The organism is Lysobacter sp. TAB13 (assembly GCF_052113885.1).
In the GTDB taxonomy this organism is placed as follows: Bacteria; Pseudomonadota; Gammaproteobacteria; order Xanthomonadales; family Xanthomonadaceae; genus Lysobacter; species Lysobacter gummosus.
Window position 1 is genome coordinate 1 of sequence record NZ_JBFRDR010000041.1, and the last position, 17,444, is coordinate 17,444.

12 protein-coding genes, 1 tRNA gene and 1 pseudogene are annotated in these 17,444 nt (G+C 63.7%); all 14 read left to right on the forward strand.

Annotated features, from left to right (window positions below; translation table 11 throughout):
• Nucleotides 1–387 (forward strand): annotated as a pseudogene (locus AB4Y92_RS24865) (hypothetical protein); the annotation flags it as partial.
• A gap of 273 nt (nucleotides 388–660) precedes the next feature.
• Nucleotides 661–736: transfer RNA gene (locus AB4Y92_RS24870), tRNA-Trp, on the forward strand.
• A gap of 96 nt (nucleotides 737–832) precedes the next feature.
• On the forward strand, nucleotides 833–1,210 hold the full coding sequence (gene secE, locus AB4Y92_RS24875) for a preprotein translocase subunit SecE (RefSeq protein WP_441822057.1): 378 nt from the start codon (nucleotides 833–835) through the stop codon (nucleotides 1,208–1,210).
• A 13-nt stretch (nucleotides 1,211–1,223) separates the two neighbouring features.
• Complete coding sequence (nusG, locus tag AB4Y92_RS24880) at nucleotides 1,224–1,799, forward strand: transcription termination/antitermination protein NusG (protein WP_057943887.1); 576 nt, start codon at nucleotides 1,224–1,226, stop codon at nucleotides 1,797–1,799.
• Nucleotides 1,800–2,063: 264 nt separating this feature from the next.
• The gene (gene rplK / locus AB4Y92_RS24885; RefSeq protein WP_036115418.1) at nucleotides 2,064–2,492 is read left to right on the forward strand and encodes a 50S ribosomal protein L11; all 429 of its coding nucleotides are present in this window, start codon (nucleotides 2,064–2,066) and stop codon (nucleotides 2,490–2,492) included.
• A 2-nt stretch (nucleotides 2,493–2,494) separates the two neighbouring features.
• Nucleotides 2,495–3,193 (forward strand): 50S ribosomal protein L1, encoded by a 699-nt coding sequence (gene rplA, locus AB4Y92_RS24890; RefSeq protein WP_057943886.1) that lies wholly within the window; start codon nucleotides 2,495–2,497, stop codon nucleotides 3,191–3,193.
• A 485-nt stretch (nucleotides 3,194–3,678) separates the two neighbouring features.
• Nucleotides 3,679–4,212 (forward strand): 50S ribosomal protein L10, encoded by a 534-nt coding sequence (gene rplJ / locus AB4Y92_RS24895; protein ID WP_057943885.1) that lies wholly within the window; start codon nucleotides 3,679–3,681, stop codon nucleotides 4,210–4,212.
• Nucleotides 4,213–4,283: 71 nt separating this feature from the next.
• Nucleotides 4,284–4,655 (forward strand): 50S ribosomal protein L7/L12, encoded by a 372-nt coding sequence (rplL, locus tag AB4Y92_RS24900; RefSeq protein WP_441822058.1) that lies wholly within the window; start codon nucleotides 4,284–4,286, stop codon nucleotides 4,653–4,655.
• 345 nt (nucleotides 4,656–5,000) lie between these two features.
• The gene (rpoB, locus tag AB4Y92_RS24905) at nucleotides 5,001–9,170 is read left to right on the forward strand and encodes a DNA-directed RNA polymerase subunit beta (RefSeq protein WP_441822059.1); all 4,170 of its coding nucleotides are present in this window, start codon (nucleotides 5,001–5,003) and stop codon (nucleotides 9,168–9,170) included.
• A 134-nt stretch (nucleotides 9,171–9,304) separates the two neighbouring features.
• Complete coding sequence (rpoC, locus tag AB4Y92_RS24910) at nucleotides 9,305–13,531, forward strand: DNA-directed RNA polymerase subunit beta' (RefSeq protein WP_057943882.1); 4,227 nt, start codon at nucleotides 9,305–9,307, stop codon at nucleotides 13,529–13,531.
• A 410-nt stretch (nucleotides 13,532–13,941) separates the two neighbouring features.
• A complete protein-coding gene (rpsL, locus tag AB4Y92_RS24915) occupies nucleotides 13,942–14,316 on the forward strand; it encodes a 30S ribosomal protein S12 (RefSeq protein WP_036115437.1) in 375 nt (124 codons plus the stop codon).
• Between the two features lie 80 nt (nucleotides 14,317–14,396).
• On the forward strand, nucleotides 14,397–14,864 hold the full coding sequence (rpsG, locus tag AB4Y92_RS24920) for a 30S ribosomal protein S7 (RefSeq protein ID WP_057943881.1): 468 nt from the start codon (nucleotides 14,397–14,399) through the stop codon (nucleotides 14,862–14,864).
• Nucleotides 14,865–15,008: 144 nt separating this feature from the next.
• On the forward strand, nucleotides 15,009–17,129 hold the full coding sequence (fusA, locus tag AB4Y92_RS24925) for an elongation factor G (RefSeq protein WP_441822060.1): 2,121 nt from the start codon (nucleotides 15,009–15,011) through the stop codon (nucleotides 17,127–17,129).
• A gap of 167 nt (nucleotides 17,130–17,296) precedes the next feature.
• Nucleotides 17,297–17,444: GTP-binding protein (locus AB4Y92_RS24930; protein WP_240732659.1), on the forward strand; the 148-nt coding region annotated here is incomplete at its 3' end.

Genomic DNA, 17,444 nt, shown 5'->3' on the forward strand with positions numbered 1-17,444 from the left:
GACCAGGGCCAGGCGGGCGACAACGCCGGTCTGCTGCTGCGCGGCACCAAGCGTGACGACGTGGAGCGCGGCCAGGTGCTGTGCAAGCCGGGTTCGATCAAGCCGCACACCGACTTCGAAGCCGAAGTGTATGTGCTGTCGAAGGACGAAGGCGGCCGTCACACCCCGTTCTTCAAGGGCTACCGTCCGCAGTTCTACTTCCGCACCACCGACATCACCGGCGCTTGCGAGCTGCCGGAAGGCGTCGAGATGGTGATGCCGGGCGACAACGTGAAGATGGTGGTGTCGCTGATCAACCCGGTGGCGATGGACGAAGGCCTGCGTTTCGCGATTCGCGAAGGCGGCCGTACCGTCGGCGCCGGCGTGGTGGCGAAGATCATCAAGTGACGATTTGACCCGGGCGCGCTCGCGCGCCCGGCTTCGTCAAATCGTCATCCTCGCGAAGGCGGGGATCCAGAGACGAGGACGAAGTCCGAAGTCTCAGGCAAAAGCAAGAATGTTCATCCCAACCCACCGGCGATGAATGCAAGCCCAAGCGAACGGCGGGCCGGCAACCCGGTCCGCCTTCGTTGTTTCAAAGCTCCGTGTTTTCGAACACAATGATCGACCGGCGATCCGCCTGAGAATGGCGTTGATCCGGGTCAGAAGATTTCAAGACGTACGCCAGTAGCTCAATTGGCAGAGCAGCGGTCTCCAAAACCGCAGGTTGGGGGTTCGAGTCCCTCCTGGCGTGCCACTCGACACCGAGCCGGTTCGGACGACCCGGCGACTGGAATGCATTGAAAGGGCCGCGCAGGGATGGGCGGGCTTTCGCGAGGGAATCGCCCCGAGAATGAACAGCAAGGCCGAACAACACAAATCCGGCGGCGCCGGTGACATCGTCAAATACGCCCTGGCTCTGCTGCTGGCGGCCGGCGGTGTGTTCGCCTACCTCTGGTTCGAGAACTGGAGCGGCCCGCTGCGTTCAGGCGTGGTCGTGGCCGGTCTGCTCGCCGGCGCGGCGGTGTTCATGCTGACCAGCAAGGGCATCCAGACCCGCGAGTTCCTGTCCGAATCGCGCTTCGAACTGCGCAAGGTGGTCTGGCCGACCCGTGAAGAAGCGCTAAAGACCACGTGGGTGGTCATGATCGCGGTGGCCATCCTGAGCCTGATCCTGTCCAGCTTCGACTGGGTGATCCAGGCCGCGGTCAAATTCCTGCTGTCGCGCTGAGGAGACGACCGACTTGAATACGCAAGACAACAAGCGTTGGTACGTAGTCCACGCCTACTCCGGTTTCGAGAAGTCCGTGGCCCAGGCGCTGCGCGACCGCATCGTCCGTTTCGAAATGCAGGACCGCTTCGGCGACGTCCTGGTCCCGACCGAAGAAGTCGTGGAAATGCGTTCCGGCCAGAAGCGCCGTTCCGAGCGCAAGTTTTTCCCGGGTTACGTCCTGGTCCAGATCTCCACGCATGACGAAGCCGGCATTCCGCGCATCGACAGCGAGAGCTGGCACCTGATCAAGGAAACCCCGAAGGTCATGGGTTTCATCGGCGGCACCGCCGATCGCCCGCTGCCGATCCAGGACAGCGAGGCCGACCGCATCCTGCAGCGCGTTCAGGAAGGCGTCGAGAAGCCGCGTCCGAAGGTGCTGTTCGAGCCGGGCGAGATGGTCCGCGTGGTCGATGGCCCGTTCGTGGACTTCAACGGCGTGGTCGAAGAAATCAACTACGAGAAGAGCCGCCTGCGCGTCGCGGTGCTGATCTTCGGCCGTTCGACCCCGGTCGAGCTGGAATTCGGTCAGGTCGAAAAGGCCACCTGAGTCTGGCGGCGCCGGCGCGTCCGGTCCCGCTCCGATCTGCGGGCTGCAAAGTCCGAAAAACCTGATATAGTGTGCGGCTCGCTGCCTTTGTGTGGCGGGCCTTGCCTGTTCGGCCGCCCCTGTGCATTCGTCCCGGGCGGCTGTCTGCGTAAGTCAAATGCTTGATTTAGAAGCGTTAAATTCAATACGCGATACCGGAACGCGCGATTTCCGGTCCGATGGGGAGCCTGCGGTCAAGGCGCTAGCACCCGGAGAGAAACCAAAATGGCAAAGAAAGTAGTCGGCTACATCAAGCTGCAGGTCAAGGCCGGTCAGGCCAACCCCTCGCCGCCGGTCGGTCCTGCGCTGGGTCAGCGCGGTCTGAACATCATGGAGTTCTGCAAAGCGTTCAACGCCGCGACCTCCAAGCTCGAGCCGGGTCTGCCGACGCCGGTCATCATCACGGCCTATTCGGACCGTACCTTCACCTTCGTCACCAAGTCGACCCCGGCTTCGGTGCTGCTGAAGAAGGCCGCGGGCATCACCTCCGGCTCCAAGCGCCCGAACACCGACAAGGTGGGCAAGGTCACCCGTAAGCAGCTCGAAGACATCGCCAAGGCGAAAGAAGCCGATCTGACCGCGGCCGATCTGGACGCGGCGGTGAAGACGATTGCGGGCTCCGCCCGCAGCATGGGTCTGGTGGTGGAGGGCTGATCATGGCAATCACGAAGCGCGAAAAAGCAATCAAGGCCGCCGTTGTTCCGGGTAAGGCTTACTCCTTCGACGAAGCCGTCAAGATCGTCAAGACCGCCACCAAGGCCAAGTTCGTCGAGTCCGTCGACGTGTCCGTCCGTCTGGGCGTGGACGCGAAGAAGTCCGACCAGCAGGTGCGCGGCTCGACCGTGCTGCCGGCCGGTACCGGCAAGTCGGTGCGCGTGGCGGTGTTCGCCCCCGCCGGCGCCAAGGCCGACGAGGCCCTGGCCGCGGGCGCCGAAGCCGTGGGCATGGACGATCTGGCCGAGAAGATGCAGGCCGGCGATCTGAACTACGACGTCGTCATCGCTACCCCGGACGCCATGCGCGTGGTCGGTAAGCTCGGTCAGGTGCTGGGCCCGCGCGGCCTGATGCCGAACCCGAAGGTCGGCACCGTCTCGGCCAACCCGGCCGAAGCGGTCAAGAACGCCAAGGGCGGCCAGGTGCGTTACCGCACCGACAAGGCCGGCATCATCCACTGCACCATCGGCAAGGTCTCCTTCGAGGACGGCTCGCTGAAGGACAACCTGCAGGCGCTGCTGCTCGACCTGATCAAGGCCAAGCCGTCCACCGCCAAGGGTCAGTACCTGCAGAAGATCTCGATCAGCTCGACCATGGGTCCGGGCGTGATCGTCGATCAGACCTCGCTGACGCTTAAATAATCAAACAGGAATGAGCGAAGAGAAGTGAGGAGTGAGCGGAAAGCCAAATCCGCTCGTACTCGTTTCCCACTTCTCCCAACTCGTTCCTAGCTTTTTGAGGGCATCGCCCCGGGCCCAGGCCCGAAGCGATAGCCGTCAAAGACCGCAGGCGCGGTCAGCGCGTACCGACGACGGGCAGGGAAGCTCGACACGGCAAGGAGTCGCCGTCGGTTCTAGCGGGATCGCTTAATTCGACTCTTCGGAGCCGGGCCGGCGTAGATGGTGCCCCTACTGAAATTTTTCAGGAACGGCCACCACCGGGATGCCGCAGGCATCCCCGGCGCCCACGGACGGTCGCCGCCCAGGACCGCGAACGGCAGGAGCCGTAAGCGGAGTTAATAGTGCCGGGATTGGATGTTCAGGGATTGGGGATCGGTTGAAGCCGGCGAAAGCCGCTCTGTCGATCCCGGCTCGCGAATCCCGAATCCCGGCCTTGGAGGAGTGCAATGGCTCTTAATCTGTCTCAGAAGCAAGAAGTAGTCGCCGAACTGGCAGAAGTCGCTGCGAAGGCTCACTCCTTGATTGCCGCCGAGTACGCAGGCATCACGGTCGGTCAAATGACCGCGATGCGTAAAAAGGCTCGTGAAACCGGTGTGTACTTGCGTGTTGTCAAGAACACCCTGGCGTCGCGCGCCGTGGCTGGTACCGAATACGAGTGCGTCCAGGACAAGCTCGTCGGTCCGCTGCTGTATGCGTTCTCGACCGAAGAACCCGGCGCTGCCGGGCGTCTTATCAAGGAATTCGCCAAGGGCAACGACAAGCTGAAGGCCAAGGTCGTCGCGATGGGTGGTCAGGTGTATCCGGCCAGCCACGTCGATGTCCTCGCCTCTCTGCCGACCCTCGAGCAGGCCCTGGCCATGTTGGCCCGCGTCCTGTCCGAACCCGCCAGCATGTTCGCCCGCGCCGTCAAGGCCGTGGCCGACAAGCAGGGCGGCGGCGAAGTCGCTGCCGAAGCTCCGGCGGAAGCGGAACCGGCTTAATCGCCCGTCCGCGTTCGCGACCGCTTCACTGAACCCGATTCGAAAGATCAATATTTCCTGAGGTTATTCAAATGTCCCTTTCCAACGAACAAATCGTTGACGCCATCGCCGAAAAGACCCTGATGGAAGTCATGGAGCTGGTCCGTGCGATCGAAGAGAAGTTCGGCGTTTCCGCCGCTGCTCCGGTCGTCGCCGGCGTCGCCGCCGAGCAGGCCGCTCCGGTCGAAGAGCAGACCGAGTTCAACGTCATCCTGAAGGCTGCCGGCGACAAGAAGGTCGAAGTCATCAAGGCCGTGCGCGCCATCACCGGCCTGGGTCTGAAGGAAGCCAAGGACCTGGTCGAAGGCGCTCCGCAGACTGTCAAGGAAGCGGTCAACAAGGCCGACTCCGAGAAGTTCAAGAAGGATCTCGAAGCCGCTGGTGCGACTGTCGAAGTCAAGTAAGCAGTACTTGCGTCGCCGAGTTTCTTTGGCGACCACTGAAGGCTGGGGACGAAAGTCCCCGGCCTTTGGCCGTTCCACGGGAAACGGGAATGGTGAATCGGGAATCGTAAGAGCGGGTTGATCGCTTTTACCGATTCTCGATTCCCCATTCTCGATTCCCGGCCCCAACGAGTTGGCAGTTGGAAGTAGCGGGAGAAGGCGTGCTGGTGCCGGCAATACCAGCGACTTCCCACTGGCAATTTTAGTTTTCAGACATTAGTCCCTGAACCGCGGACGCGCGGTTCGCCCGGAAGGCGCCAAGCGCGGCTTTCCCGGCCCCACAGCTAATCGAGGCGGTAGCTCACCATGACCACAGCTTCCACGACGCAGCAATATTCGTTCACCGAAAAGAAGCGCATCCGCAAGGATTTCGGTAAGCGCAAATCCATCCTCGAAGTTCCCTTCCTGCTCGCGATCCAGGTCGATTCCTATCGCGAATTCCTGCAGGAACACACCGACCCGGCCAAGCGCGCCGATCGCGGCTTGCACGCGGCCCTCAAGTCGGTGTTCCCGATTTCCAGCTACAGCGGCAACGCCGCGCTCGAGTACGTGGGCTACAAGCTCGGCGACCCGGTGTTCGACGAGCGCGAATGCCGTAACCGCGGCCTGTCCTACGGCGCTCCGCTGCGCGTGACCGTGCGCCTGGTGATCTACGATCGCGAGTCCTCGACCAAGGCCATCAAGTACGTGAAGGAGCAGGAGGTCTACATGGGCGAGATTCCGCTCATGACCGACAACGGCACCTTCATCGTCAACGGCACCGAGCGCGTCATCGTCTCGCAGCTGCACCGCTCGCCGGGCGTGTTCTTCGATCACGACCGCGGCAAGACCCACAGTTCGGGCAAGCTGCTGTACAGCGCCCGCATCATTCCGTATCGCGGCTCGTGGCTCGACTTCGAGTACGACCCGAAGGATGCGCTGTTCACCCGTATCGACCGTCGCCGCAAGCTGCCGGTGACCGTGCTGCTGCGCGCGCTGGGCTACAACAACACCGAGATGCTGGCCGAGTTCTTCGAGATCAACACCTTCCACATCATGCCCGAGGGCGTGCAGTGGGAACTGGTCTCCGAGCGCCTGCGCGGCGAAACCCTCGACTTCGATCTGGCCGACGGCGACAAGGTCATCGTCGAAGCCGGCAAGCGCATCACCGCGCGCCACGTGAAGCAGATGGAACAGTCCGGCATCGCCGCGCTGGCCGTGCCCGACGCCTACCTGGTCGGCCGCATCCTGTCGCACGACGTGGTCGATACCAAGTCCGGCGAACTGCTGGCTTCGGCCAACGACGAAATCAGCGAAGAACAGCTCGCCGCGTTCCGCAAGGCCGGTATCGAAGTGGTCGGCACGATCTGGGTCAACGACCTCGACCGCGGCCCGTACATCTCCAACACCCTGCGCATCGATCCGTCCAAGACCCAGCTCGAAGCGCTGGTCGAGATCTACCGCATGATGCGTCCCGGCGAGCCGCCGACCAAGGACGCCGCGCAGAACCTGTTCCACAACCTGTTCTTCACCTTCGAGCGCTACGACCTGTCGGGCGTGGGTCGGATGAAGTTCAACCGCCGCATCGGCCGCAAGGAAACCCTCGGCGCCTCGGTGCTGTACGACGCCAAGTACTTTGCCGAGCGCAAGGACGAAGAGTCGGTGCGCCTGCGCAACGAGCTGGGCCAGACCTCGGACATCCTCGACGTCATCCGCGTGCTGACCGAGATCCGCAACGGTCGCGGCGTGGTGGACGACATCGATCACCTGGGTAACCGTCGCGTGCGTTCGGTCGGCGAAATGGCCGAGAACACCTTCCGCGTCGGCCTGGTCCGCGTCGAGCGCGCGGTCAAGGAGCGCCTGTCGATGGCCGAGTCCGAAGGCCTCACGCCGCAGGAACTCATCAACGCCAAGCCTGTCGCCGCCGCGATCAAGGAGTTCTTCGGCTCCTCGCAGCTGTCGCAGTTCATGGATCAGAACAACCCGCTGTCGGAAGTCACGCACAAGCGTCGCGTGTCGGCCCTCGGCCCGGGCGGCCTGACCCGCGAACGCGCCGGCTTCGAAGTGCGCGACGTGCACCCGACCCATTACGGCCGCGTGTGCACCATCGAAACGCCTGAAGGCCCGAACATCGGCCTGATCAACTCGCTGGCCGTGTTCGCCCGCACCAACAAGTACGGCTTCCTCGAGACGCCGTACCGCAAGGTCGTGGACGGCAAGGTCACCGACGACGTCGAGTTCCTGTCAGCGATCGAAGAGAACGAGTACGTCATCGCCCAGGCCAACGCGCCGCAGGACGACAAGGGCATGATCACCGCCCAGTTCGTCGCCTGCCGCTTCCAGGGCGAAACCCTGCTCAAGCCGCCGTCCGAGATCCACTTCATGGACGTCTCGCCGATGCAGACCGTGTCGGTCGCCGCCGCGCTGGTTCCGTTCCTGGAGCACGACGACGCCAACCGCGCGCTGATGGGCGCGAACATGCAGCGCCAGGCCGTTCCGACCCTGCGTTCGCAGAAGCCGCTGGTCGGCACCGGCATCGAGCGCGCCGTGGCGCGCGACTCGGGCGTGACGGTGAACGCGCTGCGCGGCGGCACGATCGAGCAGATCGACGCGGCCCGCATCGTGGTCAAGGTCAACGAGAGCGAAATCTCCGGCGTGACCGATGCCGGCGTGGACATCTACAACCTGATCAAGTACACGCGTTCGAACCAGAACACCTGTATCAACCAGAGCCCGCTGGTCAAGGTCGGCGACGTGATCGCCCGCGGCGACGTGCTGGCCGACGGTCCGTCGACCGACATCGGCGAGCTCGCGCTCGGCCAGAACATGCTGGTCGCGTTCATGCCGTGGAACGGCTACAACTTCGAAGACTCGATCCTGCTCTCCGAGCGCGTGGTCGAAGAGGATCGTTACACCACGATCCACATCGAAGAGCTGACCTGCTCGGCGCGCGACACCAAGCTGGGGCCGGAAGAAATCTCCGCCGACATCCCGAACGTCTCCGAGCAGGCATTGAACCGCCTCGACGAGTCGGGCGTGGTCTACATCGGCGCGGAAGTGCGTGCCGGCGACATCCTGGTCGGCAAGGTCACGCCGAAGGGCGAGTCGCAGCTGACTCCGGAAGAGAAGCTGCTGCGCGCGATCTTCGGCGAGAAGGCTTCCGACGTTAAGGACAGCTCGCTGCGCGTGCCCCCGGGCATGGACGGCACCGTCATCGACGTGCAGGTCTTCACCCGCGACGGCATCGAGAAGGACAAGCGCGCCCGTCAGATCGAAGAGTCGGAAATCCGCCGGGTCAAGAAGGACTTCGACGACCAGTTCCGCATCCTGGAAGCGGCCATCTACGATCGTCTGCGCACGCAGCTGATCGGCAAGACCGCCAACGGCGGCGCCGGCCTGAAGAAGGGCGACACTGTCACCTCCCTGGTGCTGGACGGCCTGAAGAAGTCCGACTGGTTCACCCTGCGCATGAAGGACGAGGAAGCGATCGAGGCGATCGAGCGCGCGCAGAAGCAGATCGACGTCCATCAGAAGGAATTCGATCGTCGCTTCGCCGACAAGCGCGGCAAGATCACCCAGGGCGACGACCTCGCGCCGGGCATCCTCAAGACGGTCAAGGTGTTCCTGGCGGTCAAGCGCCGCATCCAGCCGGGCGACAAGATGGCCGGCCGTCACGGCAACAAGGGTGTCGTGTCCACGATCGTTCCGGTCGAGGACATGCCCTACGCGGCCGACGGCCAGACCGTCGATATCGTGCTGAACCCGCTGGGCGTGCCGTCGCGTATGAACATCGGCCAGATCCTGGAAGTGCATCTGGGCTGGGCCGCCAAGGGCCTGGGTCAGAAGATCCAGCGCATGCTGGAGGCGCAACAGAAGATCTCCGAACTGCGCAAGTTCCTCGACGACATCTACAACCACGACCAGAAGCTGCACGGCCAGCGCGTGGATCTGAAGCAGTTCACCGATGAGGAACTGCTGACGCTCGCGCACAACCTGACCGACGGCGTGCCGATGGCGACGCCGGTGTTCGACGGCGCGGCCGAAGTCGAGATCAAGCGCATGCTCGAACTGGCCGAACTGCCGAGCAGCGGCCAGGCCGTGCTGCACGACGGCCGTACCGGCGAAGCCTTCGAGCGTCCGGTGACGATCGGCTACATGCACATGCTGAAGCTGAACCACCTGGTCGACGACAAGATGCACGCGCGTTCGACCGGTCCGTACTCGCTCGTCACCCAGCAGCCGCTGGGCGGCAAGGCGCAGTTCGGCGGCCAGCGTTTCGGCGAAATGGAAGTCTGGGCGCTGGAAGCTTACGGCGCGGCCTACACCCTGCAGGAAATGCTGACGGTGAAGTCCGACGACGTGCAGGGCCGCAACCAGATGTACAAGAACATCGTCGACGGCGAGTACGAGATGGTCGCCGGCATGCCGGAGTCCTTCAACGTGCTGGTGAAGGAAATCCGCTCGCTCGCGATCAACATGGAGCTGGAAGAGAACTGATGGCCGGACACGGCTGAAAGAGAAGGGGATCGCGGGATCGGCGCCGAGCGCCGCCCGCGGTTCCCGGCTCCGGATCCGATCCGCTTTCGCTCCCCAGTTTCCTGCCGACGAATTCCTCCGATTGGAGTAAAGAAATGAAAGACTTGCTCAATCTCTTCAACCAGCAGCGTCCCGCGCTGGACTTCGACGCGATCAAGATCGCGTTGGCTTCTCCCGACCTGATCCGTTCGTGGTCGTTCGGCGAAGTGAAGAAGCCGGAAACCATCAACTACCGTACCTTCAAGCCCGAACGCGACGGCCTGTTCTGCGCCGCGATCTTCGGACCGATCAAGGACTACGAGTGCCTGTGCGGCAAGTACAAGCGCATGAAGCACCGTGGCGTGGTCTGCGAGAAGTGCGGCACCGAAGTCACGCTGGCCAAGGTCCGCCGCGAGCGCATGGGTCACATCGACCTGGCTTCGCCGGTCGCCCACATCTGGTTCCTCAAGTCGCTGCCCTCGCGCATCGGCCTGATGCTGGACATGACCCTGCGCGACATCGAGCGCATCCTGTACTTCGAAGCCTATGTCGTGACCGAGCCGGGTCTGACCCCGATGGAACGCGGCAACCTGCTGACCGAAGAGCAGTACCTGACCGCGCGCCAGGAGCACGGCGACGACTTCGAAGCCGCCATGGGCGCCGAAGCCGTTTACGACCTGCTGCGCACGATCGATCTGCAGGCCGAGATGCTGCAGCTGAAGGAAGAGATCGCCTCGACCAACAGCGAAACCAAGCTCAAGCGCCTGACCAAGCGCATCAAGCTGGTCGAAGCCTTCCTTGAATCCGGCAACCGTCCGGAGTGGATGGTCATGACCGTGCTGCCGGTGCTGCCGCCGGACCTGCGTCCGCTGGTTCCGTTGGAAGGCGGCCGCTTCGCGACCTCCGACCTCAACGACCTGTACCGCCGCGTCATCAACCGCAACAACCGCCTGCGCCGCCTGCTCGAACTCAATGCGCCCGACATCATCGTGCGCAACGAAAAGCGCATGCTGCAGGAATCGGTCGACGCCCTGATGGACAACGGCCGCCGCGGCCGCGCCATCACCGGCACCAACAAGCGCCCGCTCAAGTCGCTGGCCGACATGATCAAGGGCAAGCAGGGCCGGTTCCGTCAGAACCTGCTCGGCAAGCGCGTGGACTACTCGGGCCGTTCGGTCATCGTGGTCGGCCCGACCCTGCGTCTGCACGAGTGCGGCCTGCCGAAGAAGATGGCGCTGGAACTGTTCAAGCCCTTCATCTTCGCCAAGCTGCAGCGCCGCGGTCTGGCGACCACGATCAAGGCCGCCAAGAAGCTGGTCGAGCGCGAAGAAGCGGAAGTCTGGGACATCCTCGAAGAGGTGATCCGCGAGCATCCGGTGCTGTTGAACCGCGCGCCGACCCTGCACCGTCTGGGCATCCAGGCGTTCGAGCCGGTGTTGATCGAAGGCAAGGCCATCCAGCTGCACCCGCTGGTCTGCACCGCGTTCAACGCCGACTTCGACGGTGACCAGATGGCCGTCCACGTGCCGCTCTCGCTGGAAGCCCAGTTGGAAGCGCGCGCGCTGATGATGGCGTCGAACAACATCCTCTCGCCGGCCAACGGCGAGCCGATCATCGTGCCGTCGCAGGACGTCGTGCTGGGTCTGTACTACATGACCCGCGCCCTGGAGAACAAGGCGGGCGAGGGCATGGTGTTCGCCAACGTCGCCGAAGTGAAGCGCGCCTACGACAACCGCGTCGTGCAGATCCACGCCAAGGTCAAGGTCCGCATCAGCGAGATCGTGATCAACGAGGACGGCACCCGCGAGCCCAAGACCTCGATCGTCGACACCACCGTCGGCCGCGCCCTGCTGCGCGAGATCCTGCCCGACGGCCTGCCGTACGCGCTGGCCAACACCGAGCTGACCAAGAAGAACATCAGCCGATTGATCAACTCGTGCTACCGCATGCTCGGCCTGAAGGACACCGTCGTGTTCGCCGACCGCCTGATGTACACCGGCTTCGCTTACGCAACCCGCGCCGGCGTCTCCATCGGCATCGACGACATGATCATCCCGGGCGAGAAGAAGGGCATCCTGGCCGAGGCCGAGACCGAAGTGCTGGAAATCCAGCAGCAGTACCAGTCCGGTCTGGTCACCGCCGGCGAGCGCTACAACAAGGTCGTCGATATCTGGTCGCGCACGAACGAGCGCGTGGCCAAGGCGATGATGGACGCGATCGGTACCGACACCGTCGCCAATGCGGAAGGCAAGATGGTTCCGCAGAAGTCGATGAACTCGATTTACATCATGGCCGACTCCGGCGCGCGTGGTTCGCAGGCGCAGATCCGTCAGCTGGCCGGTATGCGCGGCCTGATGGCGCGTCCGGACGGCTCGATCATCGAAACGCCGATCACCGCGAACTTCCGCGAAGGCCTGAACGTTCTTCAGTACTTCATCTCGACCCACGGCGCGCGTAAGGGCCTGGCCGATACCGCGTTGAAGACGGCGAACTCGGGTTACCTGACCCGTCGTCTGGTCGACGTGGCGCAGGACGTGGTGATCACCGAAGACGATTGCGGAACGCTCGAGGGTCTGACCATGACCCCGATCGTCGAAGGCGGCGACGTGGTCGAACCGCTGCGCGATCGCGTGCTGGGCCGCGTGGTGGCCGAGGACGTGTTCCTGCCGGGCAACGACGAAGATCCGATCGTCACCCGCAACACCCTGCTCGACGAAGCCTGGGTGGCCAAGCTCGAGGACGCCAGCGTCCAGTCGATCAAGGTCCGCTCCACGATCACCTGCACCAGCAGCTTCGGCGTGTGCGCGAACTGCTACGGTCGCGACCTCGGCCGCGGCCACCTGGTCAACCACGGCGAAGCGGTCGGCGTCGTCGCCGCTCAGTCGATCGGCGAGCCCGGCACCCAGCTGACCATGCGTACCTTCCACATCGGTGGTGCGGCATCGCGAGCTGCGGCGATCGACAACGTCACGGTCAAGACCACCGGTTCGATCAAGTTCAACAACCTCAAGCACGTCGGCCACGCCAACGGTCACCTGGTCGCGGTCTCGCGTTCGGGCGAACTGTCGGTGCTCGACCCGCACGGCCGCGAGCGCGAGCGCTACAAGCTGCCGTACGGCGCGACCGTCAATATCAAGGACGGCGCCGAGATCAAGGCCGGCCAGACCGTCGCCAACTGGGATCCGCATAACCACCCGATCGTTTCGGAAGTCGCCGGTTTCATTCGCTTCATCGACTTCGTCGATGGCGTGACCGTGATCGAGAAGACCGACGAACTCACCGGCCTGGCCTCGCGCGAGATCACCGATCCCAAGCGTCGCGGTTCGCAGGGCAAGGATCTGCGTCCGATCGTGCGCATCGTCGATAAGAACGGCAAGGATCTGTCGATCCCCAACACCGATCTGCCGGCGCAGTACCTGCTGCCGCCGCGTTCGATCGTCAACCTGCAGGACGGCGCCGCGGTCGGCGTGGGCGACGTGGTCGCCAAGATCCCGCAGGAAGCGTCGAAGACCCGCGACATCACCGGTGGTCTGCCGCGCGTGGCCGACTTGTTCGAAGCGCGCAAGCCCAAGGACCCGGCGATCCTCGCGGAAGTCTCCGGCATCGTCAGCTTCGGCAAGGACACCAAGGGCAAGCAGCGCCTGATCATCAAGCAGGCCGACGGTGAAGAGCACGAAGAGCTGATCCCGAAGTACCGCCAGATCATCGTGTTCGAAGGCGAGCACGTGGAGAAGGGCGAGACCGTGGTGGACGGCGAGCCGAGCCCGCAGGACATCCTGCGCCTGCTCGGCGTGGAGCCCCTGGCCGTGTACCTGACCAAGGAAATCCAGGACGTCTACCGCCTGCAGGGCGTGAAGATCAACGACAAGCACATCGAAGTGATCGTCCGTCAGATGCTGCGCAAGGTCGAAATCACCGACCACGGCGACAGCAAGTTCCTGCACGGCGAGCAGATCGAGCGTCAGCGCTTCGTCGAAGAGAACGCGCGCCTGCTGGCCCGTAACCTGATCCCGGCCAAGTACGACCCGGTCCTGCTGGGCATCACCAAGGCCTCGCTGGCGACCGAATCGTTCATTTCGGCGGCGTCCTTCCAGGAAACCACCCGCGTGCTGACCGAGGCCGCCGTGCGCGGTACCCGCGATGGCCTGCGCGGCCTGAAGGAAAACGTGATCGTCGGCCGTCTGATCCCGGCCGGCACCGGCCTGGCGTACCACACCCAGCGCCGCAAGAACGCTTCGGGTCTGACCGACCAGGAAATGGAAGCGCTGTCCGGTCCGGTCGTTGCGGTCGAGGCTCCGGCCCCGGCGGCGGCCGAAGCGGTGACCGGCGACGACAACGCGTAAGCGCTGATCGCTCCGACGCGGTTCCAGAACAAGGCGGGCAGCGATGCCCGCCTTGTTTTTTGCCCGCTCCCCCGGCGCGGCCGGCGTGGGGCGGGGTGGCGCCGATTGGGGCTGGCAAAACCAGCGAAGTGTGCTATCTTCGCAGACCGGATCAACCCGTATGGGCTGAATCCCAGATCACGAAATTAGGCGCAGGGAGCGCCTAGTGTTCGGCCCAAGGCAGGGCGGGATCAATCGAATAGGTATGGAGTCGGCGCAAACAGGCGCTGGTTCTGCCTGTTCGTGTCGCCTGCGTTGACGGAAACGTTCAGCGCGGGCTATACTTTTTCGTCTCGGCAGGTCGGAAGTCTTCGGCGTGCCGTTTGTTTCTCACGAAGCGGCCGCCCGGCCCCTCAATACAAGAGTTCTAGATGGCAACCATCAATCAGCTCGTCCGCAAGCCGCGGCAGGCGACCACCTACAAGAGCGCCTCGCCGGCGCTCGCGAACTGCCCGCAGCGTCGCGGCGTTTGCACCCGCGTGTACACCACGACCCCGAAGAAGCCGAACTCGGCTCTGCGTAAGGTCGCCAAGGTGCGCCTGACCAACGGTTACGAAGTCATTTCGTACATCGGCGGCGAAGGCCACAACCTGCAGGAGCACTCGGTCGTGCTGATCCGCGGCGGTCGCGTCAAGGACCTGCCGGGCGTGCGCTACCACACCGTGCGCGGCTCGCTCGACGCCGCCGGTGTGGCCAAGCGCCGCCAGAGCCGCTCCAAGTACGGCGCCAAGCGTCCGAAGTCCTAAGCGCGTCGCTGCCTCGGCGAGCGCCCGGCGCCGCCACCCGCCAGCACGTCTGTCAAGAATCAAGAAAATAGGTACGCACCATGTCGCGTAAAGGTTCCACCCCACAGCGTTCGGTTCTGCCCGATCCCAAGCACGGCAGCGAGACGATCGCGCGCTTCATCAATATGGTCATGCAGAGCGGCAAGAAGTCCGTCGCCGAGAAGATCGTTTACGGCGCAATGGACGTCATCGGTGAAAAGAATCCGAACGCCCTTGAGCTGGTCGAGAAGGCGCTGACCAATGTGTCGCCGTCGGTCGAAGTGAAGTCGCGTCGCGTCGGCGGCGCCACCTACCAGGTGCCGGTCGAAGTCCGCACCTCGCGCCGCATGGCGCTGGCGATGCGTTGGCTGATCGAATCCGCGCGCAAGCGCGGCGAGAGCTCGATGCCGCGCAAGCTGGCCGCCGAGCTGCTCGATGCTTCGGAAAACCGCGGCGCGGCGATCAAGAAGCGCGAAGAGACCCACCGCATGGCGGAAGCGAACCGCGCGTTCGCCCACTACCGCTGGTGATCTAAGCGCCCTGGCGACAGGGCCTTCGCAACATCCGCATGAGATGTTGCCGCGGCGGCGTAAAGGCCGCCTTGCGAACCGGAGGCCGCCGATAAGGCGGCGTCCGGCCATCTGGAATTCGAAAACTTATTACGAGAGGGTCCCGTGGCTCGCACCACTCCCATCGAGCGTTACCGCAACTTCGGCATCATGGCTCACATCGATGCCGGCAAGACCACGACTTCCGAGCGCATCCTGTTCTACACCGGCGTCAGCCACAAGATCGGCGAAGTGCACGAAGGTGCCGCGACGATGGACTGGATGGAGCAGGAGCAGGAACGCGGCATCACCATCACTTCCGCCGCGACCACCGCGTTCTGGAAGGGCATGGACAAGTCGCTGCCCGAACACCGCTTCAACATCATCGACACCCCCGGACACGTGGACTTCACCATCGAAGTGGAGCGCTCGCTGCGCGTCCTCGACGGTGCGGTGTTCGTGCTGTGCGCCGTCGGTGGCGTGCAGCCGCAGTCGGAGACCGTGTGGCGTCAGGCCAACAAGTACTCCGTGCCGCGCATGGCGTTCGTCAACAAGATGGACCGCACCGGCGCCAACTTCGACAAGGTCGTCGAGCAGCTGAAGGCGCGCCTGGGCGCGTACGCTGTGCCGATGCAGGTGCCGATCGGCGCTGAAGAAGGCTTCGAGGGCGTGGTCGATCTGCTCAAGATGAAGGCGATCCATTGGGACGTCGCGTCGCAGGGCACCAAGTTCGAGTACCGCGAAATCCCGGCCGACCTGCAAGCGAAAGCCGACGAAGCCCGCGCGTTCATGATCGAAGCCGCGGCGGAAGCCTCGGAAGAGTTCATGGACAAGTACCTCAACGAGGGCGAACTGTCCGAGGAAGAGATCGTCGCCGGTCTGCGCGCGCGCACCCTGCGCGTCGAGATCGTGCCGGTGTTCTGCGGCTCGGCGTTCAAGAACAAGGGCGTTCAGGCCATGCTCGACGGCGTGATCAACCTGCTGCCGTCGCCGTCCGATCGTCCGCCGGTGGCGGGCATCGACGAAGACGACAAGGAAGACACCCGCAAGGCGTCCGACGCCGAGCCGTTCTCGGCGCTGGCGTTCAAGATCATGACCGACCCGTTCGTGGGTTCGCTGACCTTCTTCCGCGTCTACTCGGGCGTGCTCAATTCGGGCGACCAGGTGTACAACCCGGTCAAGTCGAAGAAAGAGCGCGTGGGCCGCATCCTGCAGATGCACGCCAACCAGCGCGATGAAATCAAGGAAGTCCGCGCCGGCGATATCGCCGCGGCGGTCGGCCTGAAGGACGTGACCACCGGCGACACGCTGTGCGCGCAGGATCACATCATCACCCTGGAACGCATGATCTTCCCGGAGCCCGTCATCTCGATGGCGGTCGAACCCAAGACCAAGTCGGACCAGGAAAAGATGGGTATCGCCCTGGGCCGCCTGGCGCAGGAAGATCCCTCGTTCCGCGTGCGCACCGACGAAGAATCGGGCCAGACCATCATCGCCGGCATGGGCGAGCTGCACCTGGACATCCTCGTGGACCGCATGAAGCGCGAGTTCAACGTCGAAGCCAACGTCGGCAAGCCGCAGGTGGCGTACCGCGAGACCATCCGCAAGTCGGACGTCAAGTCGGACTACAAGCACGCCAAGCAGTCCGGCGGTAAGGGTCAGTACGGTCACGTCGTGATCGAGCTGTCGCCGATGAACGAGAAGGACCGCGCGAACGAGGACGTCGAGAACGATTTCCTGTTCGTCAACGACATCACTGGCGGCGTGATTCCGAAGGAATTCATCCCGGCGATCGAGAAGGGCCTGCGCGAAACCATCACCAGCGGTCCGCTGGCCGGCTTCCCGGTCGTGGGCGTCAAGGTCAAGCTGGTGTTCGGCTCGTACCATGACGTCGACTCCTCGGAAATGGCGTTCAAGCTCGCCGCGTCGATGGCGTTCAAGGAAGGTTTCCGCAAGGCCGATCCGGTCCTGCTGGAGCCGATGATGAAGGTCGAAGTCGTGACGCCGGAAGATTACGTCGGCGACGTGATGGGCGACTTGAGCCGTCGTCGCGGCCTGCTGCAGGGCCAGGACGACACGCCGTCGGGCAAGACCATCAACGCGATGGTGCCGCTGGGCGAGATGTTCGGTTACGCGACGACCATTCGTTCGCTGACCCAGGGTCGCGCCACCTTCACGATGGAATTCGATCACTACGCCGAGGCGCCGAACAACATCGCCGAGACCGTGATCAAGAAGGGCAACTGATAAGCGGGATTCGGGGGCGGGGAATCGGGATTCGCACAACGGATTCCACCTGCTCCCGAAGACCTCAGTCGGCGCCGCATCGCGAAAATTTGTAAGGGATCGGGCCGCTTTCGATCGCCAATCCCAAATCCCGAATAACGAATCACAGAACTTAAGAGAGACACATCATGGCTAAGGGTAAATTCGAGCGCACCAAGCCGCACGTGAACGTCGGCACGATCGGTCACGTTGACCACGGCAAGACGACGCTGACGGCGGCGCTGACCAAGGTGGGCGCTGAGCGTTTCGGTGGCGAGTTCAAGGCGTACGACGCGA

What these genes read in the sequence shown, in the direction of transcription:
- secE (WP_441822057.1), top strand. Translation starts at nt 833, where the DNA reads ATGAACAGCAAGGCCGAACAACACAAATCCGGCGGCGCCGGTGACATC.
- rplK (WP_036115418.1), top strand. Translation starts at nt 2,064, where the DNA reads ATGGCAAAGAAAGTAGTCGGCTACATCAAGCTGCAGGTCAAGGCCGGT.
- rplA (WP_057943886.1), top strand. Translation starts at nt 2,495, where the DNA reads ATGGCAATCACGAAGCGCGAAAAAGCAATCAAGGCCGCCGTTGTTCCG.
- rplJ (WP_057943885.1), top strand. Translation starts at nt 3,679, where the DNA reads ATGGCTCTTAATCTGTCTCAGAAGCAAGAAGTAGTCGCCGAACTGGCA.
- rplL (WP_441822058.1), top strand. Translation starts at nt 4,284, where the DNA reads ATGTCCCTTTCCAACGAACAAATCGTTGACGCCATCGCCGAAAAGACC.
- rpoB (WP_441822059.1), top strand. Translation starts at nt 5,001, where the DNA reads ATGACCACAGCTTCCACGACGCAGCAATATTCGTTCACCGAAAAGAAG.
- rpoC (WP_057943882.1), top strand. Translation starts at nt 9,305, where the DNA reads ATGAAAGACTTGCTCAATCTCTTCAACCAGCAGCGTCCCGCGCTGGAC.
- rpsL (WP_036115437.1), top strand. Translation starts at nt 13,942, where the DNA reads ATGGCAACCATCAATCAGCTCGTCCGCAAGCCGCGGCAGGCGACCACC.
- rpsG (WP_057943881.1), top strand. Translation starts at nt 14,397, where the DNA reads ATGTCGCGTAAAGGTTCCACCCCACAGCGTTCGGTTCTGCCCGATCCC.